The following is a 20,550-nucleotide window of genomic DNA, read 5'->3' on the forward strand; positions in this document are numbered from 1 at the left end:
GACCAAAAGATATGAAAAAGATAATATACAGTCTATTCGGTTTGTTGATAGCTCTCTCAGGCTGCGTGGATGAGGGTGTATGGAAATCCGAACAGCAATTGAATGAAGGAATCGATGTTACAGTGTCTTTCTCGGCCTCTATCCCGGATTTTAAAACAGTAAATACCAGAGCAACCGGCGGTGTAAACGATATGTACCTGTTGGTCTTTGACGAGAACGGCAGTTTTATCGTGAGAAAGAAAGCCACTCTCACCAATCAATCGGAGACAGGCGGAACTTTTACGGCTTCCCTACCGTCGAGCAGCAAACGGCGCATTGTACATTTCATTTCAAACCTCGGAGAAGAAGCGTTCAACGATTCTCCTGGGGTGAACGAAGCTACAGTGGTCGCGCTACTGAGCACGACAAGCACTACATTCTGGTCACGGGTTGAGTTGAACAGCGGAATATCCGCTACAAGTTTCAACGGGATAACAGTACAGCTACTTCGCAACCAGGCCAAAATAAGTGTGATCAACGAAGCTTCCAATTTCACCTATAACGGCTTTGTTATTCACAACGCACCCCAACAGGGAACCATAGCTCCCTATAGCGCAGCTACGGGATTTCTTGAAGGAACAGTTAGCGAACCATCGGGGGTGACGTTACTTCCTGCCTTGTTATCCGGGATCTCAACAGGAGAAAAGTACTTGTTTGAACGTAAAAATGCATCGGCATCCAGTATCACCACGGTAATTGTACGGGGTACGTACGAAGGAGAATCCTACTACTATAAGATCGATTTGATTGATAACAATAAAAACCGTTATAACATCGAAAGAAACTACCATTATGTAGTAAAAATTCAATCGGTCACAAGGGCAGGATTCAGCAGTTTTAACGATGCTCTGGCAGGTGCCTCGCACAACAACACAGCCCTTGATCCGGTGATCGAGAAATATCCCATGATCTCCGACGGGAACAGCAAGCTGGAGGTGGAAAAAACGTTGGTAATCCTCACTCAACCCAACCAGACCTTTCAAGTATGGGCAAAGTATTTTCCCGATATCAGCAGCGATGAAGTGAATAATACGGGAGTAACGGTCTCCTTACAAACCGGAAACTCCGCGATTAATGCCGCTTCCCTTAACTTCAATCCAACAACAGGGATTATTTCCGGGGTAAGTCTTGGAGCATTTCCCCAAGAACCGGGAGTAGCCCTGATCAGGGTATCGAAAGGCGAATTGGCACGTACCATCCGCGTGGTGTTCAGGACTCCTTTCCAGTTTGATCCGATAACGATCAATAACGCGAATCCCGGAACAGTCGGGAATGCTCAAAGCAGCAATGTCGCCTTACGTTTTACCATTCCTGATGACTTTCCTGAAGACCTTTTTCCACTCCCGATACAAATTCATGCGAAAGGGCTCTATCCGGCGGCAAGCGGATTGGAAATGGTTGTGGAAGGTGACCGTCAGATCCATTACATCTACCGGGCAGAGCAGAAAGGAGAACAAACGATCCACTTCAAGACCAATCTATCGGGGAATGCAGAAGGTGTTATATTAAAAGCCGATTATTTTACTGATGGAATGGTAGGATATAATTCAATATACAGGACGGGGAACCTAACCTACGGCAGCTCTTCCAAACCTGTACCTTACGCGCTGCGAAACAACCTGTCCGCGACTTCCGGCACCCTCTACATGCCTGCGAATGAAGATGGCAAATATATTTGGGCGATTAGTTCAACATCGGCAGGCCAATCTCAAACGGTGAGTTTTGACATAACGGAAGGCTTCACACGTAGTAGGTACAGTAGCACATTCACTCCCAACAACTCAACCAATATCCATCTGAATAGTGTGACGATATTAGGGTTTCTAGGCTCAATCACCTATGGTGAAAATGGTTCTGTTCTCCCGGGAACACCCATGCATTCCGGTGTAGGAATAGTTGCGTCAACGGGAAGTATTCAGGTAAATTCAACGGGCTCATTCATTTATACACCGCCGGCTTCTTACAACAACAATACTTCCGTGACATTCACTTACGAAAAACAGGTAAACGGCAACTACAAAGAAAAATATAGCGTCACTACCACTATTGGTAATTTAAGAAATAACAGAACCATTCCGATGGTATTGACAGACTTAATATTTGAAGGAACGATAAAACACTATTGGAGTAGTAGTTGGCTCGATGTCCCTTCCGATGGCACTGTAAGCATCAGTTCAGGCCCCGGTAGTATTGAAATGACATCAACAGGGAATTACCGTTATACGGTAACCGCATCGACAAATAATTCACAATCAGTCACATTTAGATATAATCGAAAATCTTATTTTTCTTCCACCAATTATGAGCAAATAAAAACTATAGCTGAATTGAAAACGGTCAGTAGTTTACAATTACAATAAGCAAATTGTTCTTCTCTATCACTTATTGAAAGTGAACAAGGTGTAGTTTCCCGAAAATAAGATGTACTGAGAAACAACAACTACAAAAGTGAATTATGAAAGAGATAGTAATACATGTTGGACGCAACAAAAAAACAAGGAATCACTATGGGGCTCATATCTAAATAAATATTGTTCGATCAAGAGTCTTTAATAGGAAAATCTACTGCTCAAATCGTTTGTTTGGAATATTCGGGGAAAAAAAATTTTTTCTCCGAATATCCGACGATCAGAGGTACAAATTATACTAACGTATGAATAAATTAAATAATTACTTTTCACCAGACAGTAATAAAATAATTGATACTAAAGAGATTGCTGCCGATTATTATAACGGTGTCGCGCAATGTGTGCTTCATTTCAGCAACGGTAAGTACAAAGTTATCACAAACGAAAACCCGAATGATCTGCTTGCAGTGAACGTGGTAAGCTACAATAAGACCGAACAGGGATTTGTGGAGCTGGTATTGAAACACTACAAGGAGGCCACGTCACTTGACGACCTGGCAATCCGGTGTGATTACAAATCTACCAAAACATTCACGCGCCATTTCAAGCAAAAATTCAACACCACTCCCAAACAATGGCAGTTGTCAATCCGAAAGAATGAAGTCATCGATTACTTGGAGAATACCGATTACCCGTTAAAAAAAATTGCATCCCTTTTGGGTTTTTCCAATGTATCACACCTGCGCGATTTCTGTCTCAAAAAAATCGGCTTGCCGCCCGAGAAAATAAGAAAACTTGATAAATGAAAAGAGCGAACTGTCCCACACTACAGTTCGCTCTCTGTTTAAATTTCGGCTAAAAACTGTTTCCTCTAATTCAACTACGGGGAAATACTGTCTTTATAAATATCTCAAAATATTAGACCAAAAGTTAGTTAAAAATATAGTTTCGAGTCATGTAGCATAGTTGTAGATTCAATAAGTTCTTTGTTAAATTTATTTTTCAATTTTCTGTTGGGTTTAAACCAGACCAGTCAATAAATCGAACGAGTGGTCAAGAAACTGTATATAAAGTGTTTATATGGTTTTTTTTCTTTCCTGTGCTAGCTTAAAAGAGTTAAAGTATGCATTGAGGTTAAACAATAGCTTTGCAATATTCCTTGCCTCAGATCGCATTGATCTGGTGTAACTTTTAGCGTCTTCGAAGCGTTCCATTTAAGAATAGTTACGGTATTAGTATTTCAATCTTTTTCTTCAGAAAAATAGAAAACCGGTATTCTTTTAAGGATTATGAATGAAATTTAATTTGATAGGTGGGGCATCCGCTGATATTTGGAAGGGGTGATTCCAAATTCCTTTTTAAACGTTCTCGAGAAATAGGCAAAATCATTGAACCCACAGTCCATCGCAATTTCTCCGATAGGTTTCTGGGAAGTGGTCAGCAGTTTCTTGGCACGGTTCAGCCGTACCTTCAGGATGTAATTAGTGGCATTCAATCCCGATATGGATTTGATTTTCCGATTAAGCTGAGAAGGACTCACACACATTTCTGAGGCCAGTCCCTGTGGAAAATAATCGATATTTTTCATCTCCCGGTAAATAACATCGGTAACCTTTTGCAAAAATTCGAAATTGGAATCGTTTGTCAGTTCAGGTGAGGCGTTTTGACTGTCTAAAACAACCTGGCCGTATTTTTCCCTTAATTCTTTCCTGCTTTTTAAGAGTTGGTTGATTTTCGCTTTCAGCTCTTCCTCAATGAACGGTTTAGTCATATAGGCATCTGCTCCCGCTTTAGTTAATTGAATTCTGTCTTCATCAGAAGCTTTGGCTGTAAGCACGATTATAGGAATGTGGCTGGTCATAACAGAATTTTTGGTGTGGGAGCAGAGTTTATTGCCATCTACTAGGGGCATCATTAAATCGGAAATGATGAGGTCGGGAATTTTTTCTTCCGCGAAATCCATCGCTTGCTGGCCGTCGTGCGCCACTACTATATTGAATTCATCGCGAAGGACGGTAGTCAGGTAAAAGATCATGTCGCGATTATCTTCTGCAATCAGAATCAACGGCTTGCTGGAGTCCTCCTTCTCTTCTTCTAACTCCAAGGGGTCGTATTCGAAACGACGTGGCAGAGGTACCGTTTCTTCTGCTAACGGGTTCCCCGATGCACGGTGATGGTTGATAATAGGAATCTCTACCGTGAAAACGGTCTCTTTAAAGGGGACGCTGCGCACATGTATTTCCCCATCCAGGCTTTCCACAACCTGTTTCGTGAAGGCAAGCCCGATTCCTACCCCCATTTGCTCCCGCAGGTCGGATTCTCCCTGATAGAAAGTTTTAAATATGTGCGGAAGATCTTTGGCAGTTATTCCTTCACCGTTATCCGCCACTTCAATAATGCATTTTTTTTGCTTTTTGTCTTCCCTCACCATCAGGAGTATCTTGTTCCCCGCACTGCAATGTTTGATGGCGTTTGTCAGCAGGTTGTTGACAATCACCCTGATTTGTTCGCGGGAGTAATCCATGATAATTTCATCCGTGCTGCTGTGGAAGAGGTAGGTTATTTTTTTTGTTTCGGCAAAATCCACAAAACAGCTGTGTAAATACCTTAAATGACTCACGATGTTCCCATTCACCCAATGAATACTGTTCCGGGTTTGAATTTTAGAAACAGTAAGTATCTCGTTAACAAGAAACAAGAGATTCTCGGATTGCCTTCCAATTATATCCAGGTCTATCAGGTTGTGGGCCGATTTGCTTTCTCCTATCGTTTTCTTCAGTTTCTCGGCCAGCCCGATAATGATGCTTATGGGCGTTTTAAATTCATGGGTAATGTTCGTGTAAAAGTCGGACTTCAATTTTGTTATTTCCACCAACGATTTCTCTTTCTGTTTTTTCATCGTTGTGTAGCGGTTGTGAATCAAAAAAATGATAATCAACAGTATAATTATTACGATAAAGGCGACAATGAGAATTCTTTGCTGGTTCGTTTTGGCATCAAACACCGTTTTAAGGCCTGTGAGTTGTTTTTTGCTCTCCGCTTTTTCATAATCGGCAAAAGCATTGAACAGAATGGTTTGTGTTTCGTTTCGGTTAATCAGGTTGTCGAAACTGTGCGATACAACATGGTATTGTTGGGCAAGTGCCGGCCTGTTTTGTAAATAATAGAGTTCCGATAAATCGGAGTAAGCATTCTTCAGGTAAAAGGGCAGGTTTAACTGTTTGGCAATTTCCAGTCCTTCCACAAGGTACTTTTCAGCTTCGCCGTATTGGGAAAGCTTTTTATATGTATTTCCTAGAGTAAAACATACCTCCATCCAGTTTAATTTGTCACTTGTTTCTTTCAATGTGTTGTATGCATTGTTCAAAAAAATGAGCGCTTCCTGATAACTGCCCTGCTCTGCACTTAGGTTTCCAAAACAGAAAAATGTTAACCCAAGTCCTGTTCTGGAATTTATCTCGATAAATAAATCGGCCGACTTATTGAAATAAACCCTGGCCGAATCATACATCTTTTTATCCTTGTATGCAATGCCTATTCCCATTAAGTTGTCGGCCAGCAGTTCCGTGTGGTTTGCCCTTTCGGCAAATTGATACGATTGTCTGAAGGAGTTCAGGGCTTCGTCAGGATATTCCAGCATGGAATATATCCAGCTAATTCCGTTAAGTGACAGGGCCTTTTCCCTGAGGACTATGGAGTCCGAATTTTGCAGGTTGTCGGCCATTTTTCGCGCACGAAAAGAATACCGTATGGCATTATCCATCTGATAGGCTTTCCTGTAATCGATAGACAGTACATTCAGTGCCTTAAGTATTTGAAGTGAATCGGCAAGTTCTTCCGATAGTTTAAGGTACTCCCCGTGGTTTTTGATAGCGCTTGTAAAATGAAAATTTTTAAGGTGAAGATCTCCCAAGCTTCGATAGAGCACTAATTGATTAATCTTGTCGTTTGAGAACAGGCTCTGCTCCAATGTAGTCTGGAGGCTGTTGGAGTCGTTTCTTATTTTTTTGATGGACAGGTTGATTTTGCTAATGGAATCCTGAAGTGAAAGTCGATTGACATCGAAATTATTTTTCGAATCCGACCCCTGGGTGCAGGAGCATGCAATCGCCAAAAGGACGATAAGGCATAAGCTGAGGTATGAGGGACGAATAATTGACATAATATCACCTAGTTATAGAAACTGAGAGTATGTACAGTTAACCGAGAGACGCTGATTCTTAAACAACCCGATGACGATCAGACTGTGATTTTGCCGTTTCAATTCTTGTCGACCTGCAAATGTAGCTTAAATATTTAATAAATTGTCCTTTTTTTGTTATTTTTTTTGAATTTGATGAAAATAAATGAAATTTAAACGAATCAGGCTATCGTTTTCTTCCCGGCCAGGAGGGTGTTTTTTAACAGGGAAACAATGGTCATCGGTCCGACTCCTCCCGGAACCGGTGTGATGTAACTGCATTTGGGAGCCACCTCATCGAAAGCAACATCGCCGGTAAGTTTGAATCCCGATTTGGTTTTGTCACTCGGAACACGGGTTGTACCCACATCAATAACCACAGCACCTTCTTTTACCATATCGGCTTTTAAAAATTCGGGGACACCCAGCGCCGCGACAACAATGTCCGCCTGGAGACATATTTCTTTGATGTTTTTTGTGCGGCTATGGCATACGGTTACCGTACAGTCGCCGGGATATCCTTTTTGCATCATTAATAATGCGGCCGGTTTGCCCACGATATTGCTACGGCCTAAAATAACGCAATGCTTTCCGCGGGTCTCAATCTCGTACCGCTTAAGGAGCTCTACGATTCCCGAAGGGGTAGCCGAGAGAAAACAGGGAAGTCCGATGGCCATTCGCCCTACGTTTACCGGATGAAATCCATCCACATCCTTGCGGTAATCGATAGCTTCCGTGATCCTGCCTTCCGAAATGTGGCCGGGTAACGGCAGTTGAACAATGAATCCATCCACATCGGCATCGTTGTTGAGCCTATCTACGCAAGCGAGCAGCTCTTCTTCGGTGACGTCATCCTCGTAACGGATCAGGGTCGACCGAAACCCCACCTCTTCGCATGCCCTGACTTTGTTGGCCACATAGGTTTCGCTGCCTCCGTCGTGTCCGACAAGCACCGCTGCCAAATGGGGTGTTTTGCCGCCTTCAGCCTTGATTCGCACCACCTCTTCGGCAATCTCCTTTTTAATTTGTGCCGCTACGGCTTTTCCGTCAATTAATTGCATATCTTCTGTGTCCCGTGACTTTTATCTTCTTCTCATGTTCCTCATCATCGCCTTTCCGCCGCCTGACGTCATGGCACGCATCATCTTCCGGGTCTGGTCGAACTGCTTGATCAGGTTGTTCACTTCCTGAACGTTGGTCCCGCTTCCCTTGGCAATGCGCGCCCTGCGGCTTCCGTTCAGAATCTCGGGGTTGGTCCTTTCTTTGGGAGTCATGGAGCGGATGATGGCTTCGATGTTTTTAAAAGCGTCATCATCGATATCCAGGTCCTTAATCTGTTTTCCCACACCCGGGATCATCGAAGCCAGGTCTTTCAGGTTGCCCATCTTTTTGATCTGTTGGATCTGGGCGATAAAGTCGTTGAAGTCAAACTGATTTTTGGCGATCTTCTTTTGCAATCGGCGGGCTTCTTCTTCGTCGTACTGCTCCTGGGCTTTTTCTACCAGCGAAACAATATCGCCCATGCCGAGAATCCGGTCGGCCATACGTTCCGGATGGAAAACATCAATAGCATCCAGTTTTTCTCCCGTTCCTACAAATTTGACGGGTTTGTTTACCACCGAACGGATGGATAAGGCTGCACCTCCGCGAGTGTCTCCGTCGAGCTTGGTAAGGACAACCCCGTTGAAATTCAACCGGTCGTTGAATTCTTTCGCCGTGTTCACGGCATCCTGACCGGTCATGGCATCCACTACGAACAGGATCTCCTGCGGATTTACCGCATTTTTGATGGCGGTAATTTCCGTCATCATTGCCTCATCAATAGCCAACCGGCCGGCGGTATCTATGATCACCAGGTCTTTTCCGTGTTGCTTGGCGTACTGAACGGCATTCTGAGCAATCTTAACCGGATTTTTATTCTCTTCTTCGGAATAAACCGGCACACCGATTTGTTCTCCCAGTATCTTCAACTGTTCAATAGCGGCCGGACGATACACGTCGCCGGCAACCAGCAACGGGTTTTTTCCCCGTTTCGATTTCAACAGGTTGGCCAGTTTCCCCGAGAAAGTGGTCTTTCCGGAACCTTGCAGGCCCGACATCAAAATGATAGCCGGACTGCCCTTGATGTTGATGTCCGTCGCGGTTTCACCCATTAAAAGGGTCAATTCGTCGTGGACGATCTTCACCATTAATTGATGCGGCTTTACAGCGGTAAGCACGTCCTGGCCAAGGGCCTTTTGGCGGACGTTTTCGGTAAATTCCTTGGCGGTCTTGTAGTTTACGTCGGCATCGAGCAGGGCACGGCGAACATCTTTCAACGTTTCGGCAACGTTAATTTCGGTGATTTTCCCTTCACCTTTCAGTATCTTAAACGACCTTTCCAGTCTGTCACTTAAATTTTCGAACATAGCCATTTATCCTGTTTTTTTTATTGGGATACAAAGATAAGCAAAAAAAGTAAAATTTTTTTCTGTTCCCTGAATCAAAAGAAATTGCGGTCATTTTTTGGAAATAACACTTTCTCTTATTATCTTGTCGCTTTAACACTTAAGTATTTAGAATTATGAAAACAAATCATCTGCTCTTATTTCTTATGCTTCCGTTTTTACTTGCCTGTGAAGGCGAAAGAATCGATTTTTCAATCATAAACAGAAGCATCAGGGTGAATGCCTGCATTGACGGCGTGAGGACACGGGTTTCTAACGATACCTGGACTGAAGGGGATGCTATCGGGATTTATATGGTTACGGCCGGAAATGGGCTTACCGAAGGATCCGTTCGAGCAAAAAATGCGAAATACGTAACGGAGGGCGACGGAACTTTCAACCCTATTGCCGTTTCACACGATGTGAAGTTTCCAATTGACGGGACAAACGTGGATTTTATTGCCTATTACCCCCACGGAACTGTTAGCGCGGCTTTTGAATATGCAGTCGATGTGACTGATCAGACTGACCCGTCTGCGATTGACTTGTTGTATGCAGACAATGCCACAGATTTAAATAAGAACTCTCCATCCGTCGATCTCTCTTTCACTCATCAGTTATCGAAGCTGGTCGTTTATCTTAAAACCATCGACGGATCGGCTTTGATGAACACTGCAGTAACGATAAAAGGAACCAATACCCAGGGAGTGTTCTCCCTGGCGGACAAGTCTCAAACAGCTTCAGCAAAAGGAGATATTGCGATGAAAATGAGTGACGGTGGAGCGTTTGCCGAAGCCATTGTTTTACCTGCTGAAAGCCTCGCGGATGCAACCCTTGAAATCATAAACGGAGAATACGGTTACCTGTACGACCTGAACAGTTCGTCCACCATCACCTCGTTCGATCCGGGGTATAAATATACCTATACGATCGAGTTAGATACACGTTCTCCGCTTAGTGTGAAAGCTGTCATCGCTGATTGGATGGATGTGCCCGGGATAACGGTAACGGTACCAAAAGATTTTAAGGTCTATCAGCCCGTAGGGGAGGGAACCCCCGAAAATCCGTACACCGTTGAAGATGCCCGGAATGTATCTCCGGCAAGCGGGGTTTGGGTAAAAGGATTTATCGTAGGATATTATGCAGGCACTGCGGTCGGTTCTTTTACCAACGACCTGACCGATAGCACCAAGATCAAAATAACCTCCCTCGCTTTAGCCGAATCACCCGGTGAAACGATCGGTGCAAAGACATTTCCTGTATCCCTTCCTTTGGGAGAAATCAGAGATAACTTGAATCTGAAAACAAATCCGGGAAATCTGGGCAAAGAGGTAAAAATAAAAGGAAAAATTGGTACTTATTACGGTGCGATGGGTATACCCGATGCTACTGCTTATGTGTTTATTGTTGATCATTAGTATACAGCTAAATATGAGAACTGTACATGTTTTGTGGAACGCCTATGCTATGAAACAGGCATGATCGGATATGCTGTCCGATGAAACTTAAATTGTTTCGGTTTTCAAAACAAAAACAGGTTTTGGGCTGTTTTATCGGGTAAAAAAATATCTGTATGGGCAAGACTGCTTGCAAAGAAAAAGATTTTGAAGAAGCCAAAGAGCCGAAATACGTTTGTAAGAAATGTGGAGCAAAGGTTAAGAAGGAAAAACAAGCCTGTAAACCCAGGAAAATTTAGCGGGCTCTCGAGTTTGATTTATTGATTTTCGTCGATGGATTTGTCCGGTCTGTCGATTTTGAATTTTAAAAAAGACTAAAAAGAACGGTTGTATTCCTTTGTTGTGGCTTTTAATCGCTAAATTTGGCCAAATTTGGACTAAATAATGAATAAAAACACCAAAATCACACTGTTTACAGTTATTGGTTTGCTGATCTTGGGAATGGCTTTTTTCCCGAAAATTAAATCGATGTTTTCCTCCGGTAATCCACAAAAAGAAAGTCAGAGACCACCCAGAGGTGGCGGAGGAGGAGCAGGAAGACAGCAGTTGAGCGTGACTGCTGCGATTTTGCGACCGCAGCTTCTGCGCAGCGACCTTTATATTGCCCGGGGTGTTTTATTACCCGAGGAAGAGGTTGATCTCACTTTTGAAACCTCCGGCAAAATTACCCATATCTATTTTCGGGAAGGATCTTTTGTTGCTCAGGGAGCGCTGCTCGCCAAGGTCAACGACGCACCTTTACAAGCTGAATTAAGAAAACTTCAGACACAGCTTCCTTTGGCGCAGGATCGGGTTTTCAGACAGGGAACCCTGTTGGAAAAAGATGCGATCAGCCAGGAGACCTACCAGACGGTCACCACCGAACTGGAAAAACTAAAAGCCGATATCGACCTGATAGAATCAAGGATTGCACAGACCGAACTGCGAGCGCCGTTCAGCGGAGTCATCGGTTTGCGCCAGGTTAGCGTGGGAGCATATGCGTCACCCGCAGTGATCGTTTCGAAACTGACGAAAATTTCACCGTTGAAGTTGGAATTTTCCATGAACGAAAATCAGGTCAGTCAGATACCTCCCGGGGCGAAAATAACCTTTACGGTAGCCAACGACTTAACCACATACGAGGCAGAGGTGTATGCCGTGGAGTCACAGTTGGATCCCAAGACGCTCACGCTGAAAGCCCGTGCACGGTACGACAATCCGGGCGGAAAACTGAAGCCGGGCATTTCCGCCTCCATTCAGACACTAATCAGTGAAATCCCCGATGCCATCGTTATACCCAGCATCTCGAGCATTACCGAAATGGGAAGGGATATAGCCTACGTTTACAGGAATGGAGTGGCACAAGAGGTGGAGATAACCAAAGGGTACCGGACAGCATCTTCTGTACAGGTCCTTTCCGGACTTTCCGCAGGAGATACGTTGCTGGTGACCGGTGTGATGCAGTTGAGAAACGGGTTGCCGGTGAAAATTTCAGAAATAATTTCCAACCCAACAGAGTAACAGCATGACCTTATCCGAACTCAGTATAAATCGTCCGGTATTGGCCACGGTGATGGTGCTGATCATCATCATTTTCGGGATAATCGGATATACCAGCCTGGCCGTACGCGAGTATCCCAACGTGGATAATCCCATCATCACGGTTTCTGTGAGTTACCCCGGCGCGAATGCCGAAGTGATTGAGAACCAGATTACAGAGCCGCTTGAACAAAACATCAACGGTATTCCCGGCATTCGCTCGCTGATGAGTCAGAGTAGCCAGGGAAGCTCGAGGATAACGGTTGAATTTGAATTGACCGTTGATATGGAAACGGCTGCCAACGATGTGCGCGACAAGGTTTCCAGGGCTATGCGATATTTGCCTCGTGATGCGGATCCTCCAACGGTTGCCAAAGCCGATGCCGATGCCGACCCGATTATGCAGGTTACGGTCGAAAGCCCCACACGCTCGCTGTTGCAATTGTCCGAAATAGCCGAGCTTACCGTGAAGGAGCGTTTGCAGACCATCTCCAACGTGAGTGCGGTGGAGATTTGGGGAGAAAACCGGTATTCGATGCGCTTGTGGCTCGATCCGGTAAGAATGGCATCCTATAACATTACCCCCATGGATGTGAAAAATGCCCTGGACAGGGAAAATATTGAACTGCCGGCCGGAAGCATCGAGGGAGACCATATTGAGCAATCTATCCGCACCATGGGGCTGATGCAGACCCCTGAAGAGTTTAACAACATGGTGATTATCGAGGACGATTACCGGATCGTAAGGTTTGGCGATATCGGAACGGCAGAACTGGATACGGAAAACCGGAAAAATATCCTCAGGCGTAACGGTATACCTATGGTCAGCTGTGTGATCATTCCGCAACCCGGGGCCAATCAGATTGTGATTGCCAACGAGGCTGCATTGAGAATAGATCAGATGCGCAAGGACTTGCCTGAAGATATTAAGCTCGATGTCGCTTTCGATAATACACGGTTTATCCGTGCGTCCATCTCCGAAGTGCAAACGACGGTTTTGGTTGCTTTTGTGCTGGTGGTGCTGGTAATCTTCCTCTTCCTGAGAAATACCCGTGTAACGCTTATTCCCACACTGGTTATCCCCATCTCGCTTATCGGGACATTCTTTATCATGTATTTGGCGGGATTTTCCATCAACGTGCTTTCCATGCTTGCGGTGGTGCTTTCCGTGGGACTGGTGGTGGACGATGCCATCGTGGTAGTAGAAAACATTTATGCGAAAGTGGAACAGGGAATGTCTCCTAGGGATGCGGCTGTGGAAGGTTCGAAAGAGATATTTTTTGCCGTTATATCCACGACCATTACGCTGGTCGCCATATTCTTTCCGATAATCTTCCTGGAAGGAATGACGGGACGCTTGTTCAGGGAGTTCAGTATCGTTATTTCGGGAGCGGTAATAATTTCGTCTTTTGTTGCACTGTCCTTTGTTCCGATGCTCTCGTCGAAACTGCTGAAAAAGAAAGAAAAACACGATAGGATCTATGAAAAGACCGAGAAGTTCTTCCAGGGAATGAATGCTTTTTACAATAGGTCGCTGAAGGCGTTTCTTCACCGTAGGTGGTTGATTTATCCGGTTATTGGGGTGGCATTGGTACTTATTGTGGTTTTGTGGAATACCATTCCGGCCGAGATGGCTCCCCTGGAAGACCGATCACAAATTATGATCCGGACTTCTACCCCAGAAGGGGCGACTTTTGAGTTTACAAGAGATTATACCGAAGGTATTTCACGAATTGCAGATTCCGTGGCCTGGGAAAGAGAATCAAACATTACCATGATCAGGGGTACTTTCGGAATGGTCCGGCTTGTTTTGCCGGACATTAAGGAGCGCGAAAGAAGCCAGATGGAAGTGGCCGATGCGTTGTCTGCTGCGGTTAGAAACCAGACGGCAGCCCGTGCGTTTGTGCAGCAGCAGTCCACTTTTGGCGGCCGTCGTGGCGGGATGCCTATCCAGTATATCTTGCAAGCGCCCAACATCGAAAAACTTCAGGAGTTTATCCCTCCATTTATGGAAAAGGTGAATCAAAGCCCTTATTTTCAGATGGCCGACGTCAACCTGAAGTTCACCAAGCCCGAAACCCGAATCGTGATCGATAGGGATAAGGCAGCTCTGCTGGGCGTAAGCACCCGCGATATCGGGCAAACCTTGCAATATGCATTAAGCGGCCAGCGCATGGGTTACTTTTACATGAACGGGAAACAATATCAGGTGCTGGGAGAAATAAACCGCCAGCAACGGAACACACCGCTTGATCTGAAAACCATCTACCTGAAAAATTCCTCGGGACAGATGATCCAAATGGACAACCTGGTCAAACTCGAAGAAACCGTTGCTCCCCCGCAGTTGTACCGATACAACCGGTTTAACTCAGCAACCGTTTCAGCCGGCTTGGCACAAGGGTATTCGCTGGGCGAAGGGTTGGAAGAGATGGACAGGATCGCGGCAGAAGTGCTGGACGAAACCTTTCGGACGGCGCTGGAAGGCGAATCGAGAAACTTTCGTGAAAGCTCTTCCAGTTTGCTTTTCGCTTTCGGGCTGGCCATTATACTTATTTTCTTGGTATTGGCCGCACAATTCGAGAGTTTCAAAGACCCGTTCGTAATTATGCTTACCGTTCCGTTAGCTGTTTTTGGCGCCTTGCTCTTTATGTGGTTGTTTGGGGTTACCATGAATATTTACAGCCAGATCGGGATCATTATGTTGATCGGTTTGGTCGCCAAGAACGGAATCCTTATCGTTGAGTTTTCCAACCAGCGTCAGGCAGCGGGAATGAACAAGTACGACGCGGTGATGGGCGCCTCCATCCAGCGTTTACGCCCGATATTAATGACAAGTATATCCACGATACTGGGGTTGTTGCCGCTGGCAATGGCCACCGGAGAAGGAGCCAACGGACGTATTGCAATGGGTATTGCCGTAGTTGGCGGCATGCTTATTTCCACACTGTTAACGTTGTTTGTCGTTCCGGCCATGTACATGTATGTATCCACCAGTAGAAAATCGAAAACAAAAGAAAACATCGAAGTTCAACATGTTTAAATTAAAGAGATTCGCTCTTCCGGCTATTGTGCTTCTGCTCCCTTTTTTATCGGCTGCACAGGCAGTTATAGATTTAAATGAAGTGATACGTATCGGGTTGGAGAACAACTATGACCTGAAAATAACCAGGAACGAACAACGAATATCCGACAATAACCAAACGTTGGGCAACGCCGGGTTCCTCCCCTCCTTGGGACTGAGCTCAGGTTATAGTGTTCGGGAAAGTAACACCGATCAGTATCCGGCCGACGGGAACGAGGCCGTTGCGACGAGGAATTCAGCTACACAAACGCTTGATGCAGGTTTAAACCTGAACTGGACCCTCTTTGAGGGATTTAAGGTTCAAACAAACCATAAACGTCTGCAGGAACTGAAATCGGTGGGTGAACTGAATACTCGGTTGGAGGTGGAAAACTTTATTGCCGGTATTTCGGCTGAATACTATAACTACGTTCAGCAAACGTTACGCATGCGGAATTTACGCCAGGCGCTAAACCTCTCACGTGAACGGCTGCGCATAGTAGAGGCACGTTACCAGATAGGGTCTCTCTCCCGGCTCGACCTGCAGCAGGCACGTGTGGATTTTAATGCCGATAGCTCACAATTGATTCAGCAATACGAGGTTTTGCACAGTTCGCGCATTCTGTTGAATGAGATGATGGGTACAGGTAATGTTGAACAGCAGTTTATGGCTGCCGATACAACCATTTCGTTTGACCCGATGCTGTCGAAACCCGCGCTTTACGACAACATGATGAAAGTAAATACCGCACTGCTCCTGACCGAAAAAAACAAGGTGCTGAGCGAACTCGATTTGAAAACGCTGCAAAGCCAGAATTATCCTTACCTGAGGCTGAACGGCGGATACGGATTCACACACTACGACTACACCAAAGGGAATTTCGACAAGCAGCGGACCTGGGGCCCTACGGTAGGGGTTACGCTTGGTTTTACCATTTTCGACGGGTTTAATAGGAGTCGTGAACAGAAAAATGCACGGATCCGGATAGACAACCGAGAACTTCAAGTGGAAAGGCAGAAGCTTATGCTGCAAAGCGATTTTGCCAATATGTGGCTTGCCTATCAAAACAATATACAACTCACTAACCTCGAAAAGGAAAGCCTGGAAAATGCGCAGATCAACTACGAGATTGCGATGGACAGGTACAAGCTGGGCGACCTTTCGGGGATTCTGTTGCGTGAAGCACAGGTAAGCCTTCTTCAGGCCGAGCAGCGATTACTCACCGCACAGTACCGCACCAAACTTTACGAAATTTCATTGTTACAGATCAGCGGAAGGATAGGGGAGTACCTGTCAACTCATTGATGCGTGCATCGCCTTGGCTGCTTTTCTGCCGTCACCCATGGCAAGGATCACTGTTGCTCCGCCCCGGACAATATCGCCGCCGGCAAAAATGGTCTCATCGGCAGTTTGCATGGTGTCTGAATTTACCACAACGGTTCCCCACGAAGTGATCTCCAGGCCCGAAAAAGAGGATGGGATCAGTGGGTTGGGCGATACTCCCACACTCACGATAACTTCGTCTACGTCCACCCAGACCGTATCCCCTTCGATCACCACCGGCTTTCTCCTGCCGGAAGAATCGGGGTCACCCAACTTCATCCGTTGCAGCAGCATCCGCTGTACATGTCCTCGCTCGTCCCCTTCGTAACGAATAGGATTGTGTAATGTCAGGAAATCTATTCCTTCTTCTTTGGCATGCTTCACTTCTTCCAGACGTGCAGGCATCTCTTCTTCCGAACGGCGGTAAACAATCATTGCTTTTTCCGCACCCAGCCGGCGAGCTGTTCGTACGGCATCCATCGCGGTATTGCCTCCTCCGATAACGGCGACTTTTTTCCCCATTTGTACGGGGGTATCGCTTTCGGGGTCTGCTGCTTGCATCAGGTTTACCCGCGTGAGGTATTCGTTACACGACATCACTCCGATCAGATTTTCGCCCGGAATATTCATGAAATTCGGCAATCCCGCACCGCTTCCGATGAAGATACCCCGATAGCCGTCGGCTTTCAACTCTTCCTGTGAAATGGTTTTCCCGATGATGCAGTTGGTGATGAACTTAACACCCATTTTTTTCAAAACATCAATCTCTATATCCACGATATCGTTGGGCAGGCGAAACTCGGGGATCCCGTAGCGGAGAACGCCCCCCAGTTCATGCAATGCTTCAAAAACCGTAACGTCGTAACCCAGTTTAATCATGTCGCCGGCAAAAGCCAGCCCGGCAGGGCCGGATCCCACGACGGCAATCTTTATACCGTTTGCCGGAGCAATCTCGGGAATGGAAATGTTGCCGCTTTTGCGTTCAAAGTCAGCGGCAAACCGTTCCAGATGACCAATAGCTACAGGCTCCTTGCCCAGTTTCAGGGTGTAAAAACATTGGCTTTCACACTGCCTTTCCTGTGGACAAACCCTACCGCAAACCGCAGGTAAGGCGCTGGTCTCTTTTAGCGCTTTAGCCGCTTCCAGCACCTCTCCACGTTCGATGTTCTTGATGAACTTGGGGATGTTTATTTCAACCGGACAACCGGTAATACAGGTGGGATTAACGCAGTCGAGGCACCGTTGAGATTCGGCTTGCGCTTGTTCCGGAGTCAGTCCCAGATTGACCTCATCGTATGTGCGGCTTCTGATTGTCGCATCCACTTCCGGCATTTTTACGCGAACGAGGTTGGTTCTCTCCTTGTTTTTTAGCGTTTTGCGCAACTCTTCGCGCCACAACTGTGCTCTTTCTGCTTGCAGATATTCTTGTGTAGGCATTTATTCTCTGTTCTTTGCTCTTTGTTACTTGTTCTTTGTTCTGATCAATTATACGCTTTCAGCCGCATCAGCATCTCATCGAAATCTACTTGATGGGCGTCAAACTCCGGCCCGTCCACGCAGACGAACTTGGTGACCCCACCCACCGTCACCCGGCAGGCGCCGCACATCCCGGTGCCGTCAACCATAATCGTGTTGAGTGAGGCAACGGTGGGCACACTGTATTTTTTCGTCAGCTCCGATACGAACTTCATCATGATTGCCGGGCCGATAGTAACGCACAGGTCAACCGGTTCGCGCAGAATTACCTGCTCCACTCCGGCAGTGATCAATCCCTTTTGTCCGTATGAGCCGTCGTCGGTCATAACGATCACTTCGTCTGAAAATTTTCGTACCTGATCTTCCAGGATGATCAGGTCTTTGTTTCTGGCGGCAAGGACGGTAATTACCCGGTTGCCCGCATTTTTCATGGCTTCAATTATCGGAAGCATGGGGGCAACACCCACACCTCCTCCGGCACAAAGGACCGTACCGAAATTTTCAATGTGCGTGGCCTTTCCCAACGGGCCGACCAAATCCGTAATATAGCCTCCCGGCTCCAGTTGGCAAACTTTTTCTGAAGATTTTCCAACCCGCTGAATCACCAGGGTTATGGTACCTTTCACGGGGTCTGACGAGGCGATGGTGTAAGGCACCCTTTCCCCTTTCTTGCCCACCCTGACCATCACAAAGTGACCGGCTTTACGGCTTCTGGCAATCAACGGGGCTTCAATCTCAAACTTGACAACTTTGTCGGAAAAATTCTCCTTCGCTATAATTTTGTTCATTCGATCTGGTAATTTTTTACAAAAATATAGATTTTAATTCAAAAAACGAGGAGATTACCCTTCAAATTGTGGTCGAAAATGTGGCAACTCCTCTTTCCCTTGCATGCTTGAACTTATACAGGTGTTATAAAAATCGCTAAACCGTTCACTGAAGTTGGATGTTTGCTGTTGATAAGTACATGCGTATTTGCGGGGCATTATACACTGAAAAGAAAAATTTGTTCGTTTTAAACCAATTCATTAACTTTGTGTCGAATTACACGATTCAATTATGGGCTTGACCGGTTTTGACAGCGGGCAGAAGTGGTTTGTAAGCATGCAGTGCGTTGTTGGTTTGCACTTTAATATCAATCTTCAAAGCTATAACTGGCAATAATAACAATTACGCTCTTGCTGCGTAACCGAAGTACAGTAGGTTAATCGCTTAATCCCGGCCAAGGTGCCGGGACAGGACATCACCCGGAAGCTGTGGCTTCGAAGCGTGCCGATCAGGTGGTGCAGGCAAATCGGAGATAGGAGGGGAGAAGCTTTGGCTCCTTTCCGAAATTAAAAAGCTAAGGATGGAGTTTGGTGGTTTCAGTCGCGCTCTTTCCCTACAATTAAAATGAGACTAAGCATGTAGAAAGCAAATTAATTCCTCGTTTGGACGAGGGTTCGAATCCCTCCAGGTCCACTGAGAAATTGAGTAAAAACAACTCAGCTATTATTCCAAAAGTAAACTATCGATTAGCGAATTGAAATCTTTCTTGAATTCTTCGTAAAATAAACCGGTGGCCGGCCCGGTAAATCCGGTATGTATTTTACGGACTTTTCCTTTTTTGTCGATAAAAAAAGTCGTGGGATAACTGGAGAGTTTATCAATCTCGGGAAGAACTTTTTGAACCGTGGCATCCCCCAATTGTCCGGCGAAGAGAATTTCATAATCAACATTGTATTTATTTATCAATCGGGAGAGCGTGCTTTTCGCGTAATTCAAATCATCTTTACGCTCAAATGCAAGTCCGATGATTTCCACTCCACGGTTTTTATTTTCCTTGTACCAGGGAGACAAGTATTCCATTTCATCAAGACAGTTTGGACACCAGCTACCTAAAATAGAAACAATAACCACTTTGTCTTTATAGCGGTTATCATCTACAGAAACCAGTTCTCCATCGAGATTTGGAAGTGAAAAATGTAATGATTCATAGCCAGGCTTCATGTTAGTAAGCGTATAGGGGTCTGCTAAAGACGCTTGGTCATTTCTTACTCCAATCAATTTCGTAATACCGCGTGTTGTATAAAACTGGCCATCAAAATTATCGTTATCACGAAAAGAAATTTCAATCAAATAAGGACTTAAACCGCTAAACGCCGAAAGTTGGACGCCAGTATCGGTATAATTCCCTTCCAGAAAACGCAAGTCTCCTGCGTTTGTCAGAACTGAACCGGTTACTGTGTTATTATCGGTCTTGAATACACCAACATTGCGTGTGGTATCGCTTTTCTCGTCAACAAAATGGATATCCCATTTACCATCAATTCTAATTTCAGACGGATTGGAGACAACCGGGAATCTGTCTGTCTGATTAAACTCTGCTCTAAAAGGGACACCCTGATCATTTTCAATGTAATTTTTCAGGAATCTCCCTTCGAGATTCTTTCCATTTAGTTTTGCCCTGATAAAAGCGTCGTATGCCTCAATCGGAATGGTTACTGAATCGTTGGAGAAAGTAACATTAGAAAGTTCAACTCTTTCATCCCCATTCCTAAGAACTACCGCGACAGAGTCATTCCCCATCGTTTTTACTTCGAAAATAAACGGCGTCCATTTATCCTGTACAGCCAATTCACCTCTCCAGACTCCCTCCTTTAATTTTGGAGTGTCTTGTAATGTGCACGATGCAATCAACGTGCTGATTACAATTGTTATTACTATTAATCTTCGCATAAT

12 protein-coding genes and 1 other RNA gene are annotated in these 20,550 nt (G+C 45.4%); 7 read left to right on the top strand and 6 right to left on the bottom strand.

The features are described 5' to 3' along the window. Positions 1 to 11: 11 nt before the first annotated feature. Positions 12 to 2,399 carry a hypothetical protein gene (locus AACM02_RS07200; RefSeq protein ID WP_339116513.1) on the top strand — a complete coding sequence of 796 codons (2,388 nt, stop codon included), beginning with the start codon at positions 12 to 14 and terminating at the stop codon, positions 2,397 to 2,399. A gap of 293 nt (positions 2,400 to 2,692) precedes the next feature. Continuing rightward, positions 2,693 to 3,193, top strand: coding sequence for an AraC family transcriptional regulator (locus AACM02_RS07205; protein WP_339116514.1), 501 nt, complete (start codon positions 2,693 to 2,695; stop codon positions 3,191 to 3,193). Positions 3,194 to 3,687: 494 nt separating this feature from the next. Here the strand turns inward: AACM02_RS07205 and AACM02_RS07210 are convergent, their stop codons facing one another. The 3 genes from AACM02_RS07210 to ffh all read right to left on the bottom strand — a co-directional run bounded on the left by AACM02_RS07210 (position 3,688) and on the right by ffh (position 8,975). Beyond that, positions 3,688 to 6,549, bottom strand: a complete 2,862-nt coding sequence (locus AACM02_RS07210; protein ID WP_339116515.1) for a helix-turn-helix domain-containing protein — start codon at positions 6,547 to 6,549, stop codon at positions 3,688 to 3,690. 200 nt (positions 6,550 to 6,749) lie between these two features. After that, a complete protein-coding gene (gene folD, locus AACM02_RS07215; protein WP_339116516.1) occupies positions 6,750 to 7,628 on the bottom strand; it encodes a bifunctional methylenetetrahydrofolate dehydrogenase/methenyltetrahydrofolate cyclohydrolase FolD in 879 nt (292 codons plus the stop codon). Positions 7,629 to 7,649: 21 nt separating this feature from the next. Then, positions 7,650 to 8,975 carry a signal recognition particle protein gene (gene ffh, locus AACM02_RS07220; RefSeq protein WP_339117443.1) on the bottom strand — a complete coding sequence of 442 codons (1,326 nt, stop codon included), beginning with the start codon at positions 8,973 to 8,975 and terminating at the stop codon, positions 7,650 to 7,652. 155 nt (positions 8,976 to 9,130) lie between these two features. Here ffh and AACM02_RS07225 point away from each other — a divergent pair, with 155 nt between their 5' ends. The 4 genes from AACM02_RS07225 to AACM02_RS07240 all read left to right on the top strand — a co-directional run bounded on the left by AACM02_RS07225 (position 9,131) and on the right by AACM02_RS07240 (position 16,335). Then, positions 9,131 to 10,411, top strand: a complete 1,281-nt coding sequence (locus AACM02_RS07225) for a fimbrillin family protein (RefSeq protein WP_339116517.1) — start codon at positions 9,131 to 9,133, stop codon at positions 10,409 to 10,411. Between the two features lie 423 nt (positions 10,412 to 10,834). Next, positions 10,835 to 11,950: an efflux RND transporter periplasmic adaptor subunit gene (locus AACM02_RS07230; protein ID WP_339116518.1), complete on the top strand. Its 1,116-nt coding sequence runs from the start codon at positions 10,835 to 10,837 to the stop codon at positions 11,948 to 11,950. 4 nt (positions 11,951 to 11,954) lie between these two features. Next, positions 11,955 to 15,008 carry an efflux RND transporter permease subunit gene (locus AACM02_RS07235; protein ID WP_339116519.1) on the top strand — a complete coding sequence of 1,018 codons (3,054 nt, stop codon included), beginning with the start codon at positions 11,955 to 11,957 and terminating at the stop codon, positions 15,006 to 15,008. Then, positions 15,001 to 16,335 (top strand): TolC family protein, encoded by a 1,335-nt coding sequence (locus AACM02_RS07240; protein WP_339116520.1) that lies wholly within the window; start codon positions 15,001 to 15,003, stop codon positions 16,333 to 16,335. The genes AACM02_RS07235 and AACM02_RS07240 overlap by 8 nt, the downstream gene beginning before the upstream one ends. On the opposite strand, the gene gltA is transcribed toward AACM02_RS07240, so the two are convergent. Continuing rightward, positions 16,324 to 17,790: an NADPH-dependent glutamate synthase gene (gene gltA / locus AACM02_RS07245; protein ID WP_214062080.1), complete on the bottom strand. Its 1,467-nt coding sequence runs from the start codon at positions 17,788 to 17,790 to the stop codon at positions 16,324 to 16,326. The two genes, AACM02_RS07240 and gltA, sit on opposite strands and share 12 nt — an antisense overlap. Positions 17,791 to 17,834: 44 nt before the next feature. Next, positions 17,835 to 18,617, bottom strand: a complete 783-nt coding sequence (locus tag AACM02_RS07250; protein WP_339116521.1) for a sulfide/dihydroorotate dehydrogenase-like FAD/NAD-binding protein — start codon at positions 18,615 to 18,617, stop codon at positions 17,835 to 17,837. A gap of 273 nt (positions 18,618 to 18,890) precedes the next feature. Here AACM02_RS07250 and ssrA point away from each other — a divergent pair. Beyond that, positions 18,891 to 19,293: a transfer-messenger RNA gene (gene ssrA, locus AACM02_RS07255) on the top strand. A 27-nt stretch (positions 19,294 to 19,320) separates the two neighbouring features. On the opposite strand, the gene AACM02_RS07260 is transcribed toward ssrA, so the two are convergent. Beyond that, entirely contained in the window at positions 19,321 to 20,547 is a 1,227-nt protein-coding gene (locus AACM02_RS07260) for a TlpA disulfide reductase family protein (protein ID WP_339116522.1), read from the bottom strand. Positions 20,548 to 20,550: the final 3 nt, after the last annotated feature.

The organism is Petrimonas sp. (genome assembly GCF_963921705.1).
Lineage (GTDB): Bacteria > Bacteroidota > Bacteroidia > Bacteroidales > Dysgonomonadaceae > Petrimonas > Petrimonas sulfuriphila.